This is a genomic window from Bradyrhizobium sp. SHOUNA76 (genome assembly GCF_023006445.1).
In the GTDB taxonomy this organism is placed as follows: Bacteria; Pseudomonadota; Alphaproteobacteria; order Rhizobiales; family Xanthobacteraceae; genus Bradyrhizobium.
This window is the reverse complement of the sequence record NZ_JALBHA010000716.1, coordinates 1-2,402: the sequence shown is the minus strand read 5'-3', so window position 1 is coordinate 2,402 and position 2,402 is coordinate 1. Positions and strand designations below refer to the sequence as shown.

1 protein-coding gene and 1 pseudogene are annotated in these 2,402 nt (G+C 64.6%); one reads left to right on the top strand and one right to left on the bottom strand.

The features are described from left to right. Positions 1 to 476: pseudogene (locus MOV74_RS36075) on the bottom strand (lytic transglycosylase domain-containing protein); the annotation flags it as partial. A 316-nt stretch (positions 477 to 792) separates the two neighbouring features. Between MOV74_RS36075 and MOV74_RS36070 the strand changes: the two are divergent. Continuing rightward, on the top strand, positions 793 to 2,402 hold a 1,610-nt coding region (locus MOV74_RS36070), incomplete at its 3' end, for an adenylate/guanylate cyclase domain-containing protein (RefSeq protein WP_246932029.1).

Genomic DNA, 2,402 nt, shown 5'->3' with positions numbered 1-2,402 from the left:
GCCTCGGCGCGCCGGCGCAGCAGCGCGCGGCTCGGCCAGTCCGGATTGGCCTCGAGGAAGGCCGCGTAGCGCTTGAAATTCGCAGTGCTCTCGGAATGGCGCAGCATGAACCAGTCCGCGAGCTTCCGTCCGGCGGGGTCGGCGATGCGGTCGCGCGCCGCGCTGGCGTCGTCGGTTTTGCCCTTGCGCGCGAGATCGATTGCGTCCTTCAGGGCGGCGAGGTCGCCGGTCAGCGGCGGGGCTGCGGGCTTGTCAGACGTCGCGTCGTCGCTCTTCTTCGACTTGCGCTTGGCGTCGGCGTGCTTGCCATGCCGCGATTTTCCGGTCGCGGCATGACGCTGCTTGCCGGCTTTCGCCTCATGCGTCTTCTTCGGCGCGGACGATTTGTGACTGCTCTTGGCCGCGAGCTCGGTGGGAAGAAGGGCCATTGCGGCCACGGCAACGACACACGCGAGCGAGCGTAGGCACTGGTTCATTCCATGGTCCCCCTGCGAAACCACCACAAACCAAGGTCCGCGACGACATGCGGCTTGAGAATCAAAGCACCGACACGATGCATCAGCATCGTGTCGCATCCTCACGCTGTCGCAACAATGCGGCAAAATACGGATGGGGCAAGGGAACTTCCGCAAAGGAGAAGGGGCGGGCCCTTTAGCTTTTGTTAACGATGTGGGCTCGCACGACGGTTGTGCCCGGCTTTGAGCGTCACGGGGGCCGATTGCGCGTGTTCCCGTCGCCAAATCGGTGTATGAGTTCCCTCAATCCATCCTTTCAGCCTTTGCCCCCGCGCCTATGCCGATTTTCAACCAGTCGATCCGGCGCAAGATCGTCGGTATCGCCCTCGGATTGATCGTCCTGATGCTGGTCACCTCGATCCTGTCGATGGTGATGTCGAGCCAGGTCGGCGTCCTCCTTGACGAACTGACCAACCGCTACATCCCGGCCTATAGCCATCTGGCCCGCGCCAACATCCGTTCGCTGGAGCGGGGGCTGGCGCTGCGGCGGATGGTCATGACCAAGATGGAGGCTCCGTCGGACGAGGAGGCCTATACGGCACGCCTGCGCGAGTTCGAGCAATCGGACCGCAAGATCGAAGAGGAGGCTGAGGCCGCGCGCAAGCTCATCAACGCGATCATCGACGATTCCAGGACGCCCTCCGACAATGCCGCGCTGGCGCGGATCGATATCCGGATCGAGACGGCCGTCACCGAGCTGCGCCGCGATCTGAACGAGGACCACGGCAGGCTGGCCAAGCAGGTCGACGCCAAACAGATGGTGGAGGCTCGCGGCACGCTGGAGCACATCGACGTGTTGCGCGACCAGTTCAACCGGAAGATCGACGCGATCCGCGCCGACATGCTGACGCAGGTCTTCGCCTCGACATCGCAGGTGATCAGCCGCCAGCACCAGGCAATCGTCATTTCGGGTGTCGTGACATTGCTTGCCGCGATCGTCGGATTTGCCTTTGCGCTCCTGGTGTCCAGCGGCATCACGCGTCCGGTGCGGCTGCTGCTCGCCGGCACCCGCGAGGTCGAGGCGGGACACTTCGACAGGACCATCACCGTCTCCACGAAGGACGAGATCGGCGAGCTCGCCGCGGCCTTCAACCGCATGACGGAGCAGCTCAGGCACAACGAGCGCATCCGCGAGACTTTCGGCCGCTACATCGATCCCAAGGTGGTGCAGGGGCTGATCGACCGGCCGGAGGTCGCGATCGACGGCGAGCGCCGGGTCATGACCATCATGTTCTGCGACATGAGCGGCTTCACCGCGATGAGCGAGGGCATGACCCCGCGCGGCCTCGTCAGGGTGATGAACCACTATTTCACGGTCATGTCCGGCCCGATCAGGGGCAATCGCGGCATCATCGACAAGTATATCGGCGATGCCATCATGTCCTATTGGGGCCCGCCCTTCATCGAGGAGGACGAGCAGGCGCTGCTCGCGGGCCTTGCCGCCATCGAGATGACCGACCAGGTGCCGGCGCTCCAGATGCAGCTGCCTGACCTGCTCGGTATCCGCGCCATGCCCGCGCCGTGCGATTTGCGGATCGGCATCGCCACCGGCGAGGTCCTGACCGGCAGCATCGGCTCCGAATTGATGATGAGCTTTACGGTGATGGGCGATGCCGTCAACCTGGCCTCGCGGCTGGAGGCCGTCAACAAGGCCTACGGCACCCGCATCCTGATCTCGCAGGCAACCGCTGACGCGATTGGATCACGGCTCGAACTACGCGAGATCGATCGTTTGGCCGTGGCCGGCCAGAGCGCACCGCAGGCGATCTTCGAGGTGATGGCGAGGGCAGGCGCTCTCACCGGCGCACAGGGCAGCTTGCGCACGCACTATGCCGAAGCGCTCGCCGCCTATCGCGCCCGGCGGTTCGATGAGGCACGCGCTGCCTT